The 19960-nt window shown below is 66.1% G+C and carries 20 protein-coding genes; 8 read left to right on the top strand and 12 right to left on the bottom strand.

The features are described from left to right. The first annotated feature begins 26 nt into the window (after positions 1-26). Positions 27-767, top strand: a complete 741-nt coding sequence (locus tag PG2T_RS05880) for a metallophosphoesterase family protein (protein ID WP_068803399.1) — start codon at positions 27-29, stop codon at positions 765-767. 86 nt (positions 768-853) lie between these two features. Here the strand turns inward: PG2T_RS05880 and PG2T_RS05875 are convergent, their stop codons facing one another. The 3 genes from PG2T_RS05875 to PG2T_RS05870 all read right to left on the bottom strand — a co-directional run bounded on the left by PG2T_RS05875 (position 854) and on the right by PG2T_RS05870 (position 3782). Next, complete coding sequence (locus tag PG2T_RS05875; protein WP_068803397.1) at positions 854-2593, bottom strand: SulP family inorganic anion transporter; 1740 nt, start codon at positions 2591-2593, stop codon at positions 854-856. 93 nt (positions 2594-2686) lie between these two features. Continuing rightward, on the bottom strand, positions 2687-3172 hold the full coding sequence (locus PG2T_RS15440) for a restriction endonuclease (protein ID WP_075968144.1): 486 nt from the start codon (positions 3170-3172) through the stop codon (positions 2687-2689). A 205-nt stretch (positions 3173-3377) separates the two neighbouring features. Continuing rightward, positions 3378-3782 (bottom strand): Mth938-like domain-containing protein, encoded by a 405-nt coding sequence (locus PG2T_RS05870; RefSeq protein ID WP_068803395.1) that lies wholly within the window; start codon positions 3780-3782, stop codon positions 3378-3380. Positions 3783-3899: 117 nt separating this feature from the next. Between PG2T_RS05870 and alaC the strand changes: the two genes are divergently transcribed. The 5 genes from alaC to PG2T_RS05845 all read left to right on the top strand — a co-directional run bounded on the left by alaC (position 3900) and on the right by PG2T_RS05845 (position 9524). After that, positions 3900-5105: an alanine transaminase gene (gene alaC, locus PG2T_RS05865; RefSeq protein WP_068803393.1), complete on the top strand. Its 1206-nt coding sequence runs from the start codon at positions 3900-3902 to the stop codon at positions 5103-5105. Beyond that, positions 5102-6415, top strand: a complete 1314-nt coding sequence (locus PG2T_RS05860) for a homoserine dehydrogenase (protein WP_068803391.1) — start codon at positions 5102-5104, stop codon at positions 6413-6415. Before alaC ends, PG2T_RS05860 begins: the two co-directional genes overlap by 4 nt. A 1-nt stretch (position 6416) precedes the next feature. Next, positions 6417-7490 carry a threonine synthase gene (gene thrC / locus PG2T_RS05855; protein ID WP_068803389.1) on the top strand — a complete coding sequence of 358 codons (1074 nt, stop codon included), beginning with the start codon at positions 6417-6419 and terminating at the stop codon, positions 7488-7490. Between the two features lie 317 nt (positions 7491-7807). Then, complete coding sequence (locus PG2T_RS05850) at positions 7808-8620, top strand: enoyl-CoA hydratase/isomerase family protein (RefSeq protein ID WP_083214799.1); 813 nt, start codon at positions 7808-7810, stop codon at positions 8618-8620. Between the two features lie 130 nt (positions 8621-8750). Then, positions 8751-9524 carry a hypothetical protein gene (locus PG2T_RS05845; protein ID WP_068803387.1) on the top strand — a complete coding sequence of 258 codons (774 nt, stop codon included), beginning with the start codon at positions 8751-8753 and terminating at the stop codon, positions 9522-9524. A 319-nt stretch (positions 9525-9843) separates the two neighbouring features. On the opposite strand, the gene PG2T_RS16020 is transcribed toward PG2T_RS05845, so the two are convergent. After that, the gene (locus PG2T_RS16020; RefSeq protein ID WP_145931016.1) at positions 9844-10494 is read right to left on the bottom strand and encodes a hypothetical protein; all 651 of its coding nucleotides are present in this window, start codon (positions 10492-10494) and stop codon (positions 9844-9846) included. Between the two features lie 286 nt (positions 10495-10780). Here PG2T_RS16020 and PG2T_RS05840 point away from each other — a divergent pair, with 286 nt between their 5' ends. Further along, a complete protein-coding gene (locus PG2T_RS05840) occupies positions 10781-11764 on the top strand; it encodes an IS5 family transposase (protein WP_068802296.1) in 984 nt (327 codons plus the stop codon). A 506-nt stretch (positions 11765-12270) separates the two neighbouring features. Here PG2T_RS05840 and PG2T_RS05835 read toward each other — a convergent pair. From PG2T_RS05835 to PG2T_RS05825, 3 genes are all read right to left on the bottom strand, one after another. Then, positions 12271-12504 carry an addiction module protein gene (locus PG2T_RS05835; protein WP_068803385.1) on the bottom strand — a complete coding sequence of 78 codons (234 nt, stop codon included), beginning with the start codon at positions 12502-12504 and terminating at the stop codon, positions 12271-12273. Positions 12505-12647: 143 nt separating this feature from the next. Next, positions 12648-14297, bottom strand: coding sequence for an AMP-binding protein (locus tag PG2T_RS05830; RefSeq protein ID WP_202816440.1), 1650 nt, complete (start codon positions 14295-14297; stop codon positions 12648-12650). A gap of 125 nt (positions 14298-14422) precedes the next feature. After that, a complete protein-coding gene (locus PG2T_RS05825; RefSeq protein ID WP_083214798.1) occupies positions 14423-15412 on the bottom strand; it encodes a dihydrodipicolinate synthase family protein in 990 nt (329 codons plus the stop codon). A 131-nt stretch (positions 15413-15543) separates the two neighbouring features. Between PG2T_RS05825 and PG2T_RS05820 the strand changes: the two genes are divergently transcribed. Continuing rightward, the gene (locus PG2T_RS05820; RefSeq protein WP_068803383.1) at positions 15544-15933 is read left to right on the top strand and encodes a cupin domain-containing protein; all 390 of its coding nucleotides are present in this window, start codon (positions 15544-15546) and stop codon (positions 15931-15933) included. A 113-nt stretch (positions 15934-16046) separates the two neighbouring features. Here the strand turns inward: PG2T_RS05820 and PG2T_RS05815 are convergent, their stop codons facing one another. From PG2T_RS05815 to PG2T_RS05795, 5 genes are read right to left on the bottom strand one after another with little or no spacing between them, the layout of a single operon-like run. Continuing rightward, positions 16047-16784 (bottom strand): hypothetical protein, encoded by a 738-nt coding sequence (locus PG2T_RS05815; protein ID WP_068803381.1) that lies wholly within the window; start codon positions 16782-16784, stop codon positions 16047-16049. After that, positions 16781-17593, bottom strand: coding sequence for an FTR1 family protein (locus tag PG2T_RS05810; RefSeq protein ID WP_068803379.1), 813 nt, complete (start codon positions 17591-17593; stop codon positions 16781-16783). Before PG2T_RS05810 ends, PG2T_RS05815 begins: the two co-directional genes overlap by 4 nt. Further along, on the bottom strand, positions 17590-17949 hold the full coding sequence (locus PG2T_RS05805; RefSeq protein ID WP_202816439.1) for a cupredoxin domain-containing protein: 360 nt from the start codon (positions 17947-17949) through the stop codon (positions 17590-17592). Before PG2T_RS05805 ends, PG2T_RS05810 begins: the two co-directional genes overlap by 4 nt. Beyond that, positions 17946-19274, bottom strand: coding sequence for an ATP-binding protein (locus tag PG2T_RS05800; RefSeq protein WP_068803377.1), 1329 nt, complete (start codon positions 19272-19274; stop codon positions 17946-17948). Before PG2T_RS05800 ends, PG2T_RS05805 begins: the two co-directional genes overlap by 4 nt. Next, on the bottom strand, positions 19271-19930 hold the full coding sequence (locus tag PG2T_RS05795; RefSeq protein ID WP_068803375.1) for a response regulator: 660 nt from the start codon (positions 19928-19930) through the stop codon (positions 19271-19273). The genes PG2T_RS05800 and PG2T_RS05795 overlap by 4 nt, the downstream gene beginning before the upstream one ends. Between the last annotated feature and the right edge of the window lie 30 nt (positions 19931-19960).

The following is a 19960-nucleotide window of genomic DNA, read 5'->3' as shown; positions in this document are numbered from 1 at the left end:
GTCCCCCACAGTGCCTACGAATCGCCATGCACCGCGCCCTGCGTCTGGCCCATTGCTCGGACATTCACCTCGACAGCGACTACTACGGCGGCGACTGGAACCGCGCCCGCCACGACCGCGACCGCGCCCTGTTCGAAAGCCTGCTGGAGGCCATCTGCACCGGGCAGCCGGACCTGCTGCTGCTGGCGGGCGACCTGTTCGACCACAACCGCGCCACCGTCGACACCGTCGAGTGGGCCTGCGAGCGCCTGGCGGCGCTGCCGTTCCCGGTGGTGATGATTCCCGGCAACCACGACTGCCTGGCCGAGAACGCCGTCTATCACCGCCACGACTTCGCCGCCGCCGGCCTGCACCTGCTGCTGGACCCGGCCGGGCAGATGCTGACCCTGCCCGAACTGGGCGTGGCCGTGTGGGGCCGCGGCCTGGTCGATCACCATCCAGGCCACCGGCCGCTGGCCGATCCGCCGGCCCGGCCCGATCCGGGCCTGTGGTACCTCGGCCTGGCGCATGGCGTGCATGTGCCGGCAGCCGGCGAGTCGCGCAATTCCTCGCCGATCCACGCGCACGAAATCGAAAACGCCGATTTCGACTACCTGGCGCTGGGCCACATCCACTGCGCACGGGACGTATCAGCCGGTGCGACCACTGCCTGGTACAGCGGCGCCCCGCACCCGGTGCTGGGCGAGCCGGGCAGCTTTCTGAGCGTGCAGCTGAGCCCCGGCGCACCTGCGGATGTAAGGGTTTGCCCGGTGACGCCGGTGCGTTGACCGTCCTGCGCTGGCCGTTCGGCACGCACGGGTTTCTTCAGGGCACGGCCAACCGGTCCGAGGCGCCTTTCGGCCCAGACCCAAGGTCATCTGCCGTTCTCGTCTGACGGCGAAGTCACGACGATCGAATCGGCAGTCTCGCTGAGCAGCACCGCCCGGTCGTGCGCCATTTTCGGATCGTGCTCGGCCAGTTCCCGGCACACGGCCAGCGCATCGCCGAAGGCGGCGAAGGTGTTGTCTGCGCCGATCAGCTCGATGATGCCGGCCCGTTCCAGCTTGCCCTGCACGCGCCCATTGGCGCCCAGCAGCATCACCCGCACGCCGCGCTTGTGCAGGTCGCGGATCACCTCTTCCAGGGTCTGCAAGCCGGTGATGTCGATGAAAGGCACCCAGCGCAGGCGGATGATGAGCACGCGCGGGTCGGTGTGGGTGCCGGCCAGGGCGCGCTCGAAATTCTCCACCGCACCGAAAAAGAACGGCCCTTCGACGGTGTAGACCAGCACGCCCGGCGGCAGCCTGACCAGACCCAGGTGCGCAAACTCCTGGCTCAGTTCCTGTTCGGTTGCCTGACGCACCTCAACGCTGGTCGCCATGCGGCGCAGGAAGTGCAGCGTGGCCAGGATGACGCCGATGTTGACCGCCACCACCAGGTCGGCGAACACGGTCAGGGCGAAGGTCACCAGCAGAATCGCCACGTCGGCGCGGGGCGCACGCTTGACCATCCGCACGAAATGCCGCACCTCGCTCATGTTCCAGGCCACGATGAACAGAATCGCCGCCAGTGCCGCCAGCGGCACGTTGACCGCCAGCGGCGCCAGGAACAGCACGATCAGCACCAGCGTCAGGGCGTGCACGATGCCGGCCAGCGGACTGGTGCCGCCGTTGCGAATGTTGGTGGCAGTGCGGGCAATGGCGCCGGTGGCGGCGATGCCGCCGAACAGTGGCGCCACGATGTTGGCGATGCCCTGGCCGATGAGCTCCTGATTGGAGTTGTGGCGCGTGCCGGCCATGCCGTCCGCCACCACCGCCGACAGCAGCGACTCGATGGCACCCAGCATGGCGATGGTGAAGGCCGGGCCGATCAGGGCGATGACATCGCTGGCCGACATCTGCGGCAGTTGCAGGGTCGGCAGGCCCTGCGGAATGCCGCCGAACGCACTGCCGATGGTGCGCACGCCGTCGAACTGAAACACCGCCTGCAGCACGCTGGCCACCACCAGCGCGACCAGCGGTCCGGGCACACGCTTCATGCCGGGCAGCTTGGGCGCCACGATCACGAGCGCAAGTGACAGGGCCGCCAGCGCCGTGGTGGTCGGATGCAGGTGTGGCAGGGCCTGCAGCAACTGCCACAGCTTCTCGTGAAAGTGCTCGCCGCTTACCGCCGGCAGGCCAAAGAAATCCCGCCACTGGCCGACCCAGATGATCACCCCGATGCCGGCCGTGAAGCCCAGGATCACCGGGTCCGGGATGAAGCGGATGATGGTGCCCAGGCGCGCCAGGCCCAGCAGCAGCAGGATCACGCCGGCCATCAGGGTGGCGATCTGCAGGCCGGCGATGCCGTACTTGGCCGTGATGCCGGACAGGATGACGATGAAGGCGCCGGTCGGGCCGGCGATCTGCAGCCGGCTGCCGCCGAAGGCCGATACCAGAAAGCCCGCGATGATGGCGGTGTACAGGCCCTGCTCCGGCTTGGCGCCGGACGCAATGGCGAAGGCCATTGCCAGCGGCAGCGCCACGATGCCGACGATGACGCCGGACACCAGGTTCGGCAGCCAGTGCTTGCGGCCGAACAAACCCGCGCGATGTGCTTCGACTAATGCCAGCATGATCCCATCCTAATACGCAGCTGCGGCATGCAGGCGCAAGACATTTCCCGGATTAGCCATTTGTCTCGCCTGTGCTCGGCAGCAACGCCAGCTTCAACCCGCAGCAAGATTTGACAGACGCTCTACAAGAGCCTTTCCGTTTACCAGTTCGAGCCGGGTTGGCAAAAATGGCGAGATCGACGGATCACTCAGGATGCGAGGCGCGAAATCTGACGTGGTCGTCACTAGGCCTTTGCTGGCCCTCTGATCGGCGTGAAGAACGCCCACAAGAGATCTAACCTCGTCGGCAGTGACGAGGTGCCCGGGCTTGTAAGCCTTGACTTGATCGATGAATCTTACGCTGCCCCAGCCTCGCTTCTCGGCGATTACGTCCCGTCCGCCGTCGCCGCTCCTAGGCGTCAGTACGACGTCGAACCCATCTTGTTCATAGGCGCCGGCAATGATCTCCTCCCATTTGTCGGGCGGGATTTGATGAATGCATTCGGGGTTTTGCATGATGACCCAAAGGATTGCATGCCAAGCGGGAGCGACTGCCATTATGAGTGTGCCGTCGGCGGTCTTTTCGCCGCGCTCGATCAAGACCTGTGTGACTAGCGTCGGGAGTCCTAATTCGGCGCCCGGGATATCGCGATTCGTCCCTGCACTCACCGCTGTTGAACCGACCGCAGAGCTATTGACCATTAAATCCCCCAGTGCAAGTTGCCACGGACTACCGGCTACTCGCGCCCTGCCCGCAGGGCGATAGGCGAGAAAGTCGTGCGACCACTCAGTGATGGTTCAGATGTCATCCGCCGACTGCCGGCCCGATCAGCAGCGCCGCCAGCACGCGCCGGCCTTCCATGCTCAGCACGTTGTAGGTGCGACAGGCGGCAAAGGTGTCCATGGTCTCGAAGCCGATGCCGCGGGCGTGGAACAGGTGCATCACCTGCGCGCCCGGAAAGCGCAGCCGCGCGCCGCTGCCGTACAGCACCAGCTCGGGTGCGTGCTCCAGCAGTGCCTCGAAGGCCGCCAGCGGCGGCGGTGCCTGCGCAGTTGCCTGCGCGATGGCCCATTCGGCCGGGGCAACATCCGGTTGCAGCAGGGCAGGGGCGGTCAGCGTCTGTACCGCTTCGCCACGCGCCACCGCCACGCTGAGGGCATCGTAGGCCTGCACGCGGTAGGTGGCGCCTCGTTCGATGTGGATTTTCATTTAGAATTTCGGCCCTTCCGATGACGCACCCGACGGTCCGGATTATCGACCCGCACCGGCGTTGCGTGCGCGTACCGGCACTTCTCTGCCCCCCAAGCCTCCCGGCCCGGACGTTCCATGAAGGACAGCTTCCCGCGCATCGAGCGCCTGCCGCCGTATGTGTTCAATATCGTCAACGAGCTGAAGGCGCAGGCCCGCCAGCGTGGCGAGGACGTGGTCGACTTCGGCATGGGCAATCCCGATCAGCCGACGCCGCCGCACATCGTCGAGAAACTGATCGAGGCGGCCCGCCGCGGCGACACGCACCGCTATTCGGTCTCCAAGGGCATCCCGCGCCTGCGCCGGGCCATCTGTACCTGGTACAAGCGCCGCTACGACGTGGACCTGAACCCCGACAGCGAGGCCATCGTCACCATCGGTTCCAAGGAAGGCCTCGCCCATCTGGCGCTGGCCACCGTCGGTCCGGGCGACGCCGTGCTGGTGCCCAACCCGACCTATCCGATCCACCCGTACGGCTTCGTGATTGCCGGTGCGGACATCCGCCACGTGCCGATGCTGCCGGGGCTGGATTTTTTCGAGGAGCTGGAAAACGCCATCCGCAACTGCTGGCCGCGGCCCAAGTTCCTGGTGCTGAACTTCCCCAGCAACCCGACCACCGCCTGCGTGGATCTGGAGTTTTTCGAGCGCGTGGTGCGCATCGCGCGCGAGAACGAGATCTGGGTCATCCATGACCTGGCCTACGCCGAGATCGCGTTCGACGGCTACAAGGCGCCGTCCATCCTGCAGGTGCCGGGCGCCAAGGACATCGCGGTCGAGGCCTATACGCTGTCCAAGAGCTACAACATGCCAGGCTGGCGGGTCGGCTTCATGTGCGGCAACCCGACCCTGGTCGGCGCGCTGGCGCGCATCAAGTCCTACCTGGACTACGGCACCTTCACGCCGATTCAGGTGGCCGCCATCGCCGCGCTCGAAGGCCCGCAGGACTGCGTGCGCGAGATCGCCGCCATGTACCAGAGCCGGCGCGACGTGCTGTGCGAGGGCCTGAACGCCGCCGGCTGGGCGGTCGAAAAACCCAAGGCGACCATGTTCGTGTGGGCGCGCATTCCGGAGCCGTACCGGGCGCTGGGCTCGCTCGAATTCAGCAAGCGCCTGCTGACCGAGGCGCATGTGGCGGTGTCGCCGGGCATCGGTTTTGGCGAATACGGGGACGAATACGTGCGCTTTGGCCTGATCGAGAACGAACACCGCACGCGCCAGGCGGTGCGCTCCATCCGCCGCATGCTGCGTGGCGGCGAGGCCCAGCCGGCGCAGGCGGGCGCATGAACGCGGTACGCATCGGCCTGCTGGGTCTGGGCACGGTCGGCGGCGGCACGCTGGAACTGCTGGCCCGCAACGGCGACGAAATCGCCCGCCGCGCCGGGCGGCCAATCAGGGTTACCCACGCCTCGGTCCGCGATGCCGGTCGCCCGCGTGGCCCACAGGCCGCGAATGTGCAGCTGCTGGCGGACCCCTTCGAGCTGGTCCACCACCCGCAAATCGACATCGTCGCCGAGCTGATCGGCGGCATCGAGCCGGCGCGTGCGCTGGTGCTGGCCGCCATCAACGCCGGCAAGCACGTGGTCACCGCCAACAAGGCGCTGATCGCCCACCACGGCAACGAGATTTTCGAAGCCGCCCGCCGCGCCGGCGTGGCGGTCGGCTTCGAGGCCGCCGTGGCCGGCGGTATCCCCATCATCAAGACCCTGCGCGAGGGCCTGGCCGGCAACCGCATCCAGGGCCTGGCCGGCATCATCAACGGCACGTCGAACTACATCCTCACGCAAATGCGCGACGCGGGCCTGGACTTCGCCACGGCGCTGGCCGACGCGCAGCGCCTGGGCTATGCCGAAGCCGACCCGAGCTTCGACATCGACGGCGTGGACGCCGCCCACAAGCTGTCCATCCTGGCCGCCATCGCCTTTGGCATGCCGCTGTGCTTCGACCAGGTGCACGTGGAGGGCATTCGCGGTCTTTCGGCCATGGATGTGGACTACGCCGGCCAGCTCGGCTATCGCCTGAAGCTGCTGGGCATCGCCCGGCGCACCGAGCGCGGCGTGCAACTGCGCGTACACCCGACGCTGCTGCCGCAGCGGCATCTGCTGGCGCAGGTGGACGGCGTGATCAACGCCGTGCTGGTGGACAGCGACGCGCTCGGCCAGAGCCTCTACTACGGCGCCGGCGCCGGCGCCGGGCCGACCGCCTCGGCGGTGGTGGCGGATCTGATCGACATCGCCCGCGCGCTGACCATCGACCCCGAACACCGGGTGCCGTACCTGGCCTTCCACCACGACCGCCTGCAGGCGCTGCCGATCCTGCCGATCGACGCGGTCGAGACGGCCTTCTACCTGCGCCTGACCGCGCTCGACCGCCCCGGCGTGCTGGCCGACGTCACGCGCATCCTGGCCGATCAGCACATCAGCATCGAGGCCATCCTGCAAAAGGAACCGCCGCCCGGCGAGAGCCACGTGGCGGTCATCCTGCTCACCCACACGGTGCGCGAGCGCGCCGTGCGCGAGGCCATCGCCCGCATCGAGGCGCTGCCGAGCATCGACGGCCGCGTGGTGAGCCTGCGCCTCGACCACCTGGAGCACTGACATGAGCGCCTACGAGGGCCTGATCGCCCGTTACCACGACTGGCTGGACCTGCCGGCCGGCGTCGCGCCGGTGAGCCTGCTGGAAGGCAACACGCCGCTGATCCGCCTGCGCAACATCCCGCGCCGGCTGGGTGTCGACGCCGACATCTACGTCAAGTTCGAGGGCCTGAACCCGACCGGCTCGTTCAAGGACCGCGGCATGACCGCCGCCGTCAGCATGGCGGTACACGAGGGCAGCCGCGCCATCATCTGCGCCTCCACCGGCAACACCTCGGCCTCGGCGGCGGCCTACGCGGCGCGCGCCGGCATCGTGTCCTTTGTGCTGATTCCGGAAGGCAAGATCGCGCTCGGCAAGCTGGCGCAGGCGCTGATCCACGGCGCCGAAGTGCTGCAGATCGCCGGCAACTTCGACGACGGCATGGCGCTGGTCAAGGAACTGTCGCAGACCGCGCCGGTCACGCTGGTCAACTCGGTCAACCCGCACCGCCTGCAGGGGCAGAAAACCGCCGCCTTCGAGATCGTCGACACGCTTGGCCGGGCGCCCGACTACCACTGCCTGCCGGTCGGCAACGCCGGCAACATCAGCGCCTACTGGATGGGCTACACGCAATACCACACCGCCGGGCGCTGCCACCTGCCGGTGATGGCCGGCTACCAGGCGGCCGGCGCGGCGCCGTTCGTGGCCGGCCACCCCATCGACCAGCCGGAGACCGTCGCCACCGCCATCCGCATCGGCCACCCGCAGTCCTGGGACAAGGCCATCGCCGCGCAGCAGGAATCCGGCGGCTGGTTCGCGGCGCTGACCGACGACGAAATCCTCGCCGCCCAGAAACTGCTGGCGATGGAAGAAGGCGTGTTCTGCGAGCCGGCCTCGGCGGCGTCCATCGGCGGCGCGCTGCGCGACCTGCAATCCGGCCGCATCCCGGCCGGCAAGACGCTGGTCTGCACCCTGACCGGCAACGGCCTGAAGGACCCGGACATCGCCCTGCGCAGCGCGCCGGACCTCAAGCCGGTCAAGGCCGACCGCGCCACGCTGGAAGCGGCCATCCTGCGCCGCATGGAGCGCGGCCGGTAGGAATTCCGGCCGCGCGCGAATGGCGCCGGCTGCCGCCGGTAGTGTTCGCTCGAAGGGGCATGAGGCTCCCCGCTCGCGCGATGCGAAGTCGGGCACTGGCCCTTGGGAAGCGCTGAATAAATCCATCCTGGATTTCTCAGCGCCCGCCACCTGGAAAAACCTGGGTAGGAGCGCAACTGTGTTGCGCGATGATCGCCCGGCGTAGCCGGGCTCCTACAGCCGCTGATCTTGCTGCCTCATGGTGGGACTCGCGACCCGGCAATCGTGCGCAGCGTGCGTGCCCCCATCGTTGATGCTGCAGAATCGAGTCCGACTAGATGTCCGGAGCACTGCCGCAGGTGGACACCATGCAAGACGAACTGCTGACCTACGAGCTGCGGGCCGACCACGTGGCGATCCTGACCATGAACCGGCCGCACAAGATGAACGCACTGAACGCCGGCCTGTGCGGCGCCATCGTCGAAGGTCTGCGCCGGTTTCAGGCCGACCCGGACGCCTGGGTCGGCATTCTGACCGGCGCCGGCAAGGCCTTTTGCGCCGGCGGCGATCTGGAAAACATGCGCCTTGGCAGCGCCGACGGCGGCGACTGGGTCGGCGCCATCGACCACCTGAAACCGCTGTTCGACGCCCTGGAAGGGGAACGCAAGCCGCTGATTGCCGCCGTCAACGGCTTCTGCATGGGCGGCGGGCTGGCGCTGGCGCACGCCTGTTCGCTCATCGTCGCGGCCGAATCCGCCCGATTCGGCATGCCCGAGGCCGCCGTCGGCGTGCCGAATTTCTCCTACTTCGACCTGTGGAAAACCGTCGGCTACCGCCGGGCGCTCGAACTGAGCCTGACGGCCGACCCGTACCCGGCCAGCCACATGCTCGACATCGGCTTCCTGAATCAGGTGGTGCCGGACGCGCAGCTGATGCCGGCGGCCCTGACGCTGGCCGCCCGGGTGGCCAAAAACGCGCCGCTGGCCACCACCGGCGCGGAACAGGGCATGAAATTCACACTGCACAACCCGCGTGAGGCCTGGGCCGCCGCGGCGCCGGAAATCTGGAAAAAGGTCCTGGCGAGCGATGACCTGCGCGAGGGGCTGGCGGCCTTCGCGGAACGGCGCAAGCCCGGCTGGCGAAATCGATAATGAAACACCGAAGCATTCAGCGTTTTCAGCAGCGCAGTGCGTAGGGCGCAATAGCCGCAGGGTATTGCGCCCTACGCGCACTCCGGGCTCCGGCGGCCGGTGACCTCAAACGTTATGTCGATGAAATCTAATGACTGAGCAGCGATTTGGATTAACTGAAGGCCTTGTGATTGCCGGTGTCCCAGCGGCCGGGTACTGGTTTGCGTTTTTGTACGAGTCGGGGTACTGCAAATACTTTTATATCCCGTCCTTTTTTATAGAAATCAGCATTTTGAATATCTTGGTGGCGACCATTGGAATGGTGGGGGCATTAGCGCTAATCAATTTATATGCTGATCCCCTGTTTATGCTATTGAGCGGGGTCGCAAGGCCAATTCGAGACGCGATACTTAGGGCGAGCATTCCATTGATTGTGACTGCTGGCTACGCATTAGTTGCCCACTTTACGTTGGTGCAGTTCTTGACTTTCGCCGGTGCTTTCTTTGTTCCAATCGCTTTCGGTGAGTTTATTTTTCCGCTCCTAACGCAAAGGAGTACTGAAGGTTACGTGAATAAACTTGAGGCTCAAAACAAGAAGGAACTGGAACTCGATAATCTTATTGATCTAGTAGCTAACGCTATAGGGCGAAGAACGTTTCTGTTTCTAGCCCTCCTGCTGGCTCTGTCATTTGTTGCTTACTTCGCTGGAGGCTATGAAGCCAAAACGCAACGCGACTTCATGGTTATCGGCGAGAAGGCGGATAAGGTCGTCCTCAAAACTATCGGCGGTCACTTCCTCATCGCGGAGTTTGATCGAGAAGCGAAATCACTGTCAACCAAGTTTTCCTTGGTATCGCTAGAACAAGACGGATTCGAGTTCAACTACGAGCGGATTGGACCTCTCGTGCCAGCTGGCGTGAAATAGCCCGGTAGGGTGCAATAAGGCGAAGCCGCATTGCACCGGAGGGAGCCTTCATACGGCGCGCTCCTACGCGCCAATGTCATTGTTGAGCCGCGTGCGTCTTCGCACGTTGCCTCAGTTCACGTAGGGCGGGTTAGGCGAAGCCGTAACCCGCCGGATCGCGATCGGAACCTTCGCCATGTCCACGCCGCTCGGCTCGAAAACAATACGGCGCAATGCGTTGCGCTTATTGCGCCCTCGGCGCGCTGTCATCAACGGCAGGCACAGGCAGGCGAAGCGCCGCTTGTGACTGTCCGCCGCACGGCAACGTAAGCATTTAGTGTCATAGTTTGTACCTTACCGAGTGCTCGACTGTTCGGTGGCCGATCACCGCTCTCCCGATGCCTATGCTAATTTTATAAATTGCCGTCTCTGTTCCATCCGGGTTTTCATAAAGCAGTTTCTCGTCACGAGTCGATAGGTTCAAGAACGTTCTAATTTCTGAATCAAAGGTGGCTTCTCCTTCAGCGACAATCTTCGCTCCGGTTCTTCCTTCACTCGTAGCATCAGAACAGGGCAGCTCGATCGAGAAAGTGACGTACAGATGCGATGGTTTCTCTGTCGCGAAAAAATCTATGTTCGCCGTAGGTTCCCCGGCGAGCACGAAGGAAGTCCTTTCCGCAAGGCTTTTAAGTTCATCGCCGTGCGCGGCAAAGTACGCCTTGATAAGCGATTCAGGTGGTACGCTTATATCAGTGCGAATCTCAGCCAATAGATCATGCAAGGAGGAAAAAATTCTAAATTCATTGGAGGAGTCAGAAAGCTCCTGCTGTAGCTCTTCAGCAAGGCCCTGCTTTGTTTCCCTGTTCTTGTAGAACGCGCGGTCATTTGTAACAAGAAATACAGGCTCGCTGCGGAGCATGAGCATACAATCTTCCCAAAGTACGCAGTCCTTGAATTGCTGGCCTTTGTCGCTGGGCGGGATCTTTCGCACGGTACGTATCAGGGATGCTTTGGCACTCTCGCTGGTGAACGGAAACTCCCGAATTTCTACGCCGAGGTTAGAAAAGACTTTGCTGACCAGTGTTTCAACATCTTCCGCGCCGGGGAGGACGACTTCCTTCAGACGGCCAAAGATCGTAAGAAGTTGGCTGTGACTCGATTTAATCCGGTCAATGTGATCGGTTAAGGAAACGCTGATTTATTCCCTCCCGTTGGAGGCATGAGACCTTGGTCCTGAGACAATGTGACCTGGTCCGCAGCGGTGGTGAGCAGACGTCATGCAAACGAGCTTTTCCGACCTCGAGTACGCCGGCAAGAAGAAGCAGACGCGCCGCGAGCGCTTCCTGGCGCAGCTGCAGGCGGTGACGCCGTGGGCGCAGCTGGAGGCGGCGCTGGCGCCGTTCTACCCGGCCGGCAAGGGCCCGGGCCGCCCGCCGCTGGGGCTGTCGCGCATGCTGCGCATGTACGTGGCGCAGCAGTGCTTTGGGCTGTCGGACGAGGGCATCGAGGACGCCGTGTACGACAGCCACGCCATCCGCTGCTTCATCGGCATCGACCTGGCCCGCGAGGCGGCGCCGGATGCGACCACGCTGCTGAAGTTCCGCCGCCTGCTGGAAGATCAGGGTCTGAGCCGGGTGATCTTCGAGACGATTCGCGATCACCTGGCCCGCCAGGGCCTGCTGCTGCGTGAGGGCACCCTCGTGGATGCGACGCTGATCGCCGCCCCGCCGTCGACCAAGAACCGCGACCGGGCGCGCGATCCGGACATGCATCAGGCCAAGAAGGGGAACCAGTGGCACTTTGGCATGAAGGCGCACATCGGGGTCGACCTGGACTCGGGGCTGGTGCACACGGTGCTGACCACGCCGGCCAACGTCAACGACGTGACCCAGGCGCACGCCCTGCTGCACGGGCAGGAAACGGACGCGCTGGGCGATGCCGGCTACCAGGGCGTAGCCAAGCGCCCGGAGAATCGGGACACGCCGGTCACCTGGCACGTGGCGCTGCGCCCGGGCGTGCGCCGGGCCCTGCCCGATGACGCGCTGGGCCGCCTGCAGGAACGGATCGAACAGGTCAAGGCGAGCCTGCGGGCCAAGGTCGAGCATCCGTTTCACATCATCAAGAACCTGTTCAAGCACCGCAAGGCGCGTTACCGGGGGCTGGCCAAGAACCAGGCGCAGCTGTTCACGCTGTTCGGCCTGGCCAACGTGGTGATTGCCGGCTGGCGCCTTCGGGCGCGGCACACCCTCCGTGCGTCCTGAGGGAGCCCAAAACCGGAATATCCGGCCAGAACACGCACATTGGCCCGATCCACACCCGAAAACGGGCCGTTTTTCCCCAGGGGCGGTCACGCGTCAGCGCCGTCATGTCCATAGCGCTGGTTTCGGGGGATTGATCAGCGTTTCCTTAACGTTGTGCGTAGATGAAACTCTGTTTCGAGCTTCACCACTTCCGGAAGGCCGATACGTGCTTTCCGTTCTCGGAGGTAGAAGCGGACAGCGCTACCAACGTTGGACGCTAGCGCTAGATCCGCGATCCACACGTTTGTGTCAAATACAACGAGCACTGCGGTCTCCAAAATACAAACGTGAAATAGGCCCCTTGTCAGGTGTATATCCGGCATCCAAGTAGATGCATAGCGCGTAGGATGTAATAAGGCGGAGCCGCATTGCACCGGATGAAGCCTTCACATTATGGCGCACTTCCGATTCGTAGCGCGAAGCAGCTTCGTACAGATCCAGCTCCGCTTCCGGGTGGAATTCGTATCTCACCCGCCCAGGCGTTCTCGAAGCCGGTCGAAAACCAGGGGGCCTGGCACGCCCTTGACCTTGCCTTCGACGAGCTCGCGATAGCGCCGCTGTGAGGTTTCCAGCCAGGCACGCTCGACATTTGCGTCGGCGGGGGCGTCGAGGTCGGCTATGAGCGTACGGATCAGCTCGACTTTATCTTCAGAGCTGAGCTCGCGGATTTCTCGCTCGATCTCTTTCACTGCTCTGGCCATGGATGTCACCGTGTCTTGGTCAATGAGTGAAGTGTAACTGTGTCAGCTCTCGTCCCGCCAAGGTGAAATATACGCCTCTGGACTCGCGGTATTCCGTGGGCCGCGCGGCGGTCGGCGCGGAACAAAAGCCGTGATTAGCCGCCTTACCCACCCAAACCCTTCGCCCGCTCCCGCAGTTCGAATTTCTGAATCTTGCCGCTGGCGGTGCGCGGCATGTCGGGCACGATTTCCAGGCGCTCCGGCCAGTAGGTGCGGGACATGCCGGCTTCGGATAACCAGGCGGTCAAGGCGTCGAAGTCGAATGACTGACCGGCCTTCACGCTGACGAAGGCGCAGGCCCGCTCGCCCAGGCGCGCGTCGGGCATGGCGACGACGGCGGCGTCCTGCACGGCCGGGTGGCGGTAGAGCAGGTCTTCGACTTCCGCTACCGGGATGTTCTCGCCGCCGCGGATGATGATGTCCTTGGCGCGGCCGGTGATGCGGATGTACCCGGCCGCGTCCATGCGGGCCAGATCGCCGGTGTCGAACCAGCCTTCGGCGTCGACGGCGTAGGCTTCCGGACGCTTGAGATAACCGACGAACAGGCAACTGCCCTGCGTCTTGAGGCGGCCTTCGGTGTCGGGTGCCACGGGTTGGTCGGCGGTGTCCACCACGCGCACGGCCATGCCGTCCAGCGCCCGGCCGTCGCTGCTGAACACGGCGTCCGGCGGATCGTCCGGGCGGGTGACGGTGACCACGCCGCATTCGCTCATGCCCCAGGCGGCGATCACGCCAAGGCCGAGTTTTTCGGTGGCCGTCTGCACCAGCACGCGCGGGATAGGCGCCCCGGCGCAGACGAACTGGCGCAGGCGGCAGTCGGCCGGGGCCGGGGCGTTGGGCGCGTTGACCAGATCGGCCAGAAACGGCGTGGCGCCCATGGAGAAGCTGACCCGTTCGGCCTGGATGGTGTCCCAGGCGCGCGTGGCGTCCCACACGTCCTGCAGGATGACGCGCGTGCCCAGCACCAGCGGCATCATCAGGCCGTACATGAAGCCGGTCTGGTGCGCCAGCGGCGAGGCCATGAAGCACACGTCCTCGCCGGTCAGACCGATGCCGTCGGCGTAGGCCCGCACGCCGGCCATCAGCGTGTTGGAGGTGTGCATGGCGCCCTTGGGCTGGCCGGTGGTGCCGGAGGTGTAGAGCAGCTGGATGACGGCGTTGGGGTCCGGCCGGCGGCGGGCGAATTCGGCATCGGCCTCGAACTGGTCTTCCCAGCGGGTTTCGAGCAGTACGCGGTCGAAGCCGTCCGGCCCATCGTCGCCGACCGCCAGCACGCGCTGCAGATGCGGCAGCTTGCCGCGCAGGCCGGCCAGCATGGCCGGGTAGTCGAAGCCGCGGAAGCGGTGCGGCACCACCAGCAGCCTGGCCTGCGCGAACTCCAGCATGAACGACAGCTCGCGCTCGCGAAAAATCGGCATCAGCGGGTTGCTGACCGCGCCTATGCGCAGGCACGCCAGGTGCAGCGCCATGAACTGCCACCAGTTGGGCAGCTGGAAGGCCACCACGTCGCCCGGCTCGATGCCCAGGCCGATCAGGCCGAGCGCGATGCGGTCGGCGCGGTGCTTCAGTTGCAGGTACGACAGGCGCGTGGCGGCGCCGGTGACGCTGTTGTAGTCGACCACGGCCAGGCGGTCCGGGTGGCGGTCCGCGACCTCGTCCAGCACGTCGGTCAGCAGGCGGCTGCGCCACAGGCCGGCGTCGGTCATGGCGGTGATGCGGGCGGGCGCGAGGATGGGGTCGAAGGCGTTCGGCATGGACGGCCCTTGCGTTTTGCAGGTTGGGTCAGGTGCGGCCGTAACCCAACAACCTACGGGTGAAACGGTGGCATTTGTTGGGTTACGCCGCGTTGCGGCTAACCCAACCTACAAAAACCGGCATGTCAGGCGGCGGCGGCCTGGGCGGCGTCGATGACGCCGGTCTTGAGCAGCGTGTCGCGGATCAGGGTCTTCATGGCCTCGTCGGCGTAGGGCTCCAGCGGCGGGCGGCACGGCCCCATGGGCATGCCCAGCAGCTCGTACCAGTACTTGATCGGCGCCAGCGAGTACTGGTTCTTGCGCACGATGTTCCAAACGAACACGTCGTTCATCAGGTCGCGGATCGGGTCGAGCTCCCGGTACAGCGGAAGGGCCTCATCGAACTTGCCGGCGTTGGCCAGCTCCATGCACTTGACCAGCGTGCCGCGCTTGTTGCCGAACATGGCGTACTCGGCGGTGCCGAACAGGCACTGCCCGCCGTGCACGAGGGCGTCCCACAGGTAAAAGCTCTCCATCGGCTCGGTGACCACCATGCGGTCGCCGGTCAGCTTGCGCAGCGCGATGGTGTCGGCCGGGTTCAGCAGGCCGTTCTTGATGCCGACCACCATTTCCAGGTCCGCCAGGCGGTTCAGCAGGCCGTGGTTCAGGACCACGCCGGCGGTCGGCGTGTTGTAGAGCACGATGCCCAGCGGGCTGTGGTCGGACAGGTACTTGTAGAAACCGTACAGGTCGGCGTCCGAGCGCAGCTGGATGACCGGGTTGATGACCTCGATCAGGTGGTAGCCCAGTTCCGCCAGGCGGTGGGCCTTTTCCAGCACCGTGAACGGCGAGGGGTCCAGGATGACCGCGGTCAGCATCATGCGCCCGCGGTTGGCCTGCGCCACGGTCTCGCTGTACTGCCACCACTCGGCGGGCGTCATGTTCCAGGCCTCGGCGGTGTTGCCGCCGGTCATCAGGCCGTACAGGCCGTCGTTGGCCCAGCGGTCGACGTGGCTGGCCAGCATCGGCAGGTCCAGGCTGAAATCGGCCTTGAACGGCGTCGGCACGGCGTTGGTGGATTCGATCATGTGGGCGCGGGCCCAGGCTTTGGCTTCGCTGCGGGTGTAGGGAATCATGGGATTGGCCTCCTCGGTGGCATTTTTTGGGGTGCGACGCGCCGCTGAAGATACCACCGCGCCCTTTACCGGGAGGCGCTTGGCGGGGGATAAACGGCCGTTCGGCACCTTAGCCACGGAGAGACCCTGCGATGACCCACAAAGCCCGCGTCCTGCGCCACGACGACGACCGCCTGCAAACGGTGATTCCCGGCAAGTTCGAGTTCAAGCACCTGCACGGGCAGAGTTGCTCGGTGGCGCTGTACAAGATGCGCTCGGCGGCGGACCTGCCGACGCAGCTGAACTGTCACGAGGAGGAGGTCACCATCATGCTGTCGGGCGAGTGCAAGCTGCACATCGACGGCGAGGACATCGTCCTGCGGGCCGGCGACACCATCCTGATCCCGGCCTTCAAGGAGCACCTGGGCGAGTTTTTGACCGACGAGGTGGTTCTGGTCAGCGTGTTCGTGCCGCGGCGCGAGGAATTCGGGCCGGAGGGGGATCAGCCGCCCCGGCTGTCGTTTCTGGGCGACGGGGCCTGACCGTTGATCGAAGCCGGCAGCGGAATTGTAGGAGCCCGGCTCTGCCGGGCGATCATCACGCAGCGAAGCTGCGCTCCTACAGGGGAGCATTGCCGCCGGGCGATCACCGCGCGCTAGAACTCGTATTCAAGCTTGCCGCGCACCGACACGTCGGGACTCGCAGCGTCCAGGCCGAATGCCAGCCCGGCCTCCCAGTGCAGCTTGCGCCCGATGCCCAGCCGCTCGGTGCCCAGCACTGCCGGGCCCAGCGCGCGCAGATCCTCACCGGCGTGGAACTCCAGCGCCGGCTGCAGGCGCGGCGAGTAGCGGTACGCGCCCTGCAGGGCCAGGCCGGTTTCCACTTCGCTGTGCACGTCGTCCCCCCATTCGTAGCCGAGCGAGGCGTTCACGGTGCCCACGAAGCTTCCCCATTGCCGCTCGCCCAGCAGCGTGACGGCGAATTCCTGGGCGTCCCGGTCCCGCGCGTGTTCGAACTCGCCCATGAGGCCCCAATCGGCCGCGTACTGGCCCTGTTCGGTCAGCTGCCAGCGGGTCTCCAACTCGTAGGCCCTCACGTGCAGGTCCTCGCCGGCCGGTCGATCGGCAACCAGGTACAGCTCGGCAAAGCCGCGCGCGGAAAAACTCTGGCCATAGCCCAGGCGCCAGGTCTGTCCGTCACCGCGCGTGCGGCTGTTCTGCTCGGACACCAGGCGCAGTTCGATGTCCCGCTCCAGGGGCTGCACGTAGGGGTGATAGACGGTGTCGACCTGGGCGCCGTCGGCCCACGCCGACGCTGACACCATCAGGCCTATCGCCGCCGTACAGGCGCCGATCACCCGCCGCCGGCACAGGCTGTCGTGGCGTGCGTTCATCGGGGCGGTCTCCGGCGGGAATGGCGCACCATGCCGCCGCCACGAGCGGCCGCGGCAGCGACGCCCAGCGCCAGCAGGATGCTGGCGCCGTAAAGGCCCACCTGCCACGGGCCGGGTGTGGCCTCGTAGCCGATCAGGGCATACAGCAGCTGGCCGAGCAGGCTGCTTTCCGGCAGCCAGGCGGAGCTGTTCCACAGTGGTTGCGATGCCGGCAGCCAGTCGGCCTGCACCAGCAGCATGGTGGCCTGCGACCACATGCCGGCGCCGACCAGGGCCAGCAACCCGACCGTCAGCGCAAACGTGACCGGGCGCCGGAACGCCAGCAGCAGGTAGTAGAGCAGGGCGCCGATGCTGAAACCGACGCCGATGCCCAGCACCGAACCGATCAGCAAATCCGGCACGGCCCGCGGCCGGCCCATGAAGGCGGAGAAATACAGAAATATCTCCGAGCCCTCGCGGGTGACGGCCAGCGCCACGGCGCCGGCCATGACCCACGGCAGCGCCCGCGCCGGTTCGCGGTGGCGGCTGCGCACCCACAGGCCGATCACGGCCAGGATGAGCGCGTACACCAGAATCTGCAGGCCGGCGTTGACCACCTCGTAGCCGACGCCATCGAACCAGGCCGAGACCACCCGCAGGCGCGCCCCGTACAGGCCGGCCCCGGCCAGGCCGGCAAGCAGGGCCGGCACCAGCCAGCGGGCGCGCAGCGCGGCGCAGCGGCCCGCCACCAGCAGAATGCCGACCAGCAGCGAGAATTCCAGTACCTCGCGCAGCACCACCACGACGCTGTCCAGCAACGGCGAGTTCATCGCACCACCAGCCGGCCCTGAGCGGTCTTGGGGTTGAACTCGCCAAAGAACGGGTATTCGCCCGGCGGCAGCGGGCCGACGAACAGGGTCGCCGTCTGGCCGCCCAGGATCACCTTCTCGCGGTTCAGTTCCCAGCTCTCGAACTCCTCCGGCGTCGGGTCCAGGTTGTGCACCGCCAGGCGCACCTTGGTGTTGGCCGGAATGGTCAGTTCCGCCGGCTCGAACAGGTGATTGCGGATGTTGATGTCATAGGTCGGCGGCTGCGCCGCCAGCGGTGTGCAAGCGAGCAGGCAGACCAGGATCGCCAGCCCGCGCGCGATGCCGGCCGGAAGGCGGCATGGCGGCGGCCGGATCACGCATTCCTCCGGGCCGGGAATTCGACGCTGACCGTCAGGCCGGTTTCGAAGGGCGAGGCAGCGAAGCGGATCGTCGCGCCGTGCAGGTCGGCCACCAGGCGGGCGATGGACAGCCCAAGGCCGCTGCCGGCCGGGTCGTTGTGGCGCGCGCCGACCTGGCGGTAGAAGCGGTCGAACACGCGCTCGTGCTCGGCCGCCGGCAGGCCGGGACCGGAATCGCTGACCTGCAGTAGCGCCCCACCGCCGGGCAGCGGGCCGCAGCTGACCCGGATGTGCCCGCCGACGGGCGTGTAGCGGTTGGCATTCACCAGCAGGTTCTGCAGCAGCGTGGCCAGCGCGAAGCGGTCGCCGACCAGTGTCTGACCTTCGCCCTCCAGCCGGACGTCCTGCTGCTTGTGCTCGAACTGCGGGTAATGCGCGGCGATTTGTTCACGGGCCAGTTCGGTCAGATCGAGCGGTTCCATGCGCGCCTGGTACTGATCGGGCGCCATGCGGTACAGCAGCAGTATCTGCGCGATCAGGTGCTCCAGGCGGGCCGTGTCGGCATGCAGCCGGACCAGCACCGGATCATCCGCCGGCAGGCGCCCGGCAAGGTTGTGCAGGTGCACCTTGAGGGCGGCGATCGGCGTGCGCAGCTCGTGCGCGGCATCGGCGGTCAGGCGCCGCTCGCGGCCGAGCGACTGCTCCAGCCGCTGCAGCAGGCCGTTGACGGCCGACACGATGACTGCCAGTTCCGTCGGCGGCTCGGCAAGCTGCAGCGGCGCCAGGTCGTCAGCGGCCTTGCTGCGCAGCGCGCCGGCCAGGCGGTCCAGCCGCCGCAGGCCGTGCCCGACGATCAGCCAGATCAGCACGGCGCTGACCGGCAGCGCCGCCAGCTGTGCCAGCAGGGATTCGCGCACCACGCTGTCGGCCAGCAGGTAGCGGGTATCGGCGCGCTGCGCCACCATCACCCAGTGCCCGGCCGCCGGCTCGCGGCGGACCAGTATCTGCCAGCGATGGCCGCCGAAATTGTCGGCCCGCAGGCCCGGTTCGAAGGGCGCCATCGGTGTTTGCGGCGCGTTGGCCGAGCGCAGCAACAAGTGCCCGGCGTCGTTCCAGACCTGGAAACTGACCTCGCTCGACGGCAGTGCCGGTACCGGGTCGCTGGCCTGCGCTTGGGCGGGTAGCAGGGTCGAAATCAGGATGGCGGCGTTGGTCAGCTCGGCATCGAACAGCGCATCGGCGGCTGCCACGCCGGCCCGGTAGCCGTACAGCGCGGCCACGAAGCTGGTCAACGTGATCGCCGACAGCACGGCGATCAGCAGGTAGGAGCGGATCGAGCTCACGGCAGACGCAGGCAGTAGCCGACGCCGCGCACGGTCCTGATCAGGTCCTGGCCGAGCTTGCGGCGCAGGTGGTGGATGTGCACCTCCAGCGTGTTGCTGGCCACCTCCTCGTCCCAGCCGTAGAGCTTGCCTTCCAGGGTCTCGCGGGTCAGCACCTTGCCGCTGTTCTCGAGCAGGGCCTTGAGCAGGGCATATTCGCGGCGCGACAGATCCACCGGCACGCCGGCCCTGTGCACCTGCATGGAGGCGGTGTCCAGTTGCAGGTCGCCGAGCGTGATCAGGCTGCTGCCGGCGCTTCCCAGGCGCCGTCCCAATGCGCGTATGCGGGCTTCGAGTTCCGGCATCTCGAACGGCTTTGCCAGGTAGTCGTCGGCGCCAAGATCGAGCCCGGCCACCTTGTCGCTGAGCGTGTCGCGGGCGGTCAGCACCAGAATCGGCAGTCGCTGGCCACCGGCGCGAAGGGTGCGCAGCACCTCGAGGCCTTCCATGTCCGGCAGGCCCAGATCGAGCACGATCAGGTCCGGCGGGTCGGTCGCCACCGCGTGCAGGGCGTGATCGCCGCGCGTCACGTGATTGACCGCAAAGCCCTTGTTGCGCAGCGCCAGGCTCAGGCCGGCCGCCAGCGAGGCGTCATCTTCCACCAGCAGCAGCCGCACCCGAATGTCCCGTAACTCAGCCCCGAAGCG

The organism is Immundisolibacter cernigliae (genome assembly GCF_001697225.1).
In the GTDB taxonomy this organism is placed as follows: Bacteria; Pseudomonadota; Gammaproteobacteria; order Immundisolibacterales; family Immundisolibacteraceae; genus Immundisolibacter; species Immundisolibacter cernigliae.
The sequence above is the reverse complement of the archived record's forward strand: the minus strand, read 5'-3'. Positions and strand labels throughout refer to the sequence as shown.